The sequence below is a fragment of the Gilliamella sp. B3892 genome (assembly GCF_026536305.1).
Lineage (GTDB): Bacteria > Pseudomonadota > Gammaproteobacteria > Enterobacterales > Orbaceae > Gilliamella.
The window spans coordinates 1-890 of record NZ_JAFNOK010000037.1 but is presented as its reverse complement, the minus strand read 5'-3'; the positions used below and the strand labels follow the sequence as shown (position 1 = coordinate 890).

The window sequence follows — 890 nt, the reverse complement described above, 5'->3', positions numbered from 1 at the left end:
CACTATGCACACGTTGACTGTCCGGGACATGCTGACTATGTTAAAAACATGATCACTGGTGCGGCTCAAATGGACGGCGCTATCCTAGTAGTAGCAGCAACTGACGGCCCAATGCCACAAACTCGTGAGCACATCCTTTTAGGACGTCAAGTAGGTGTTCCTTACATCATCGTATTTTTAAACAAATGTGATATGGTTGATGATGAAGAGTTATTAGAATTAGTTGAAATGGAAGTACGTGAACTTCTATCTCAATACGACTTCCCGGGTGATGATACACCAGTAATTCGTGGTTCAGCGTTAAAAGCGTTAGAAGGCGACGCAGCATGGGAAGATAAAATTGTTGAATTAGCTGAAGCTTTAGACAGCTACATTCCGGAACCAGAGCGTGATATCGATAAACCATTCCTACTTCCAATTGAAGACGTGTTCTCAATTTCAGGACGTGGTACAGTGGTAACAGGTCGTGTAGAGCGTGGTGTAATCAAAGTTGGTGAAGAAGTTGAAATCGTTGGTATCAAACCAACTACAAAAACAACTTGTACTGGCGTTGAAATGTTCCGTAAATTACTAGACGAAGGTCGTGCTGGTGAGAACGTAGGTGTATTACTTCGTGGTACAAAACGTGAAGAAATCGAACGTGGTCAAGTATTAGCAAAACCAGGTTCAATCACTCCACATACAGATTTTGAATCAGAAGTGTATATCCTAAGCAAAGATGAAGGTGGTCGTCATACTCCATTCTTCAAAGGCTACCGTCCACAGTTCTACTTCCGTACAACTGACGTAACGGGTACTATTGAATTACCAGAAGGCGTAGAAATGGTAATGCCAGGTGATAACATCAAAATGACAGTATCATTAATTCACCCAATCGCAATGGCAGAAGG

At 42.2% G+C, this 890-nt stretch carries 1 protein-coding gene; it reads left to right on the top strand.

Going from position 1 to position 890, the window contains the following annotated elements; translation table 11 throughout:
- Positions 1-890 (top strand): elongation factor Tu (gene tuf, locus J3U74_RS12385; RefSeq protein WP_267328867.1); only part of this gene is annotated, 890 nt, incomplete at both ends.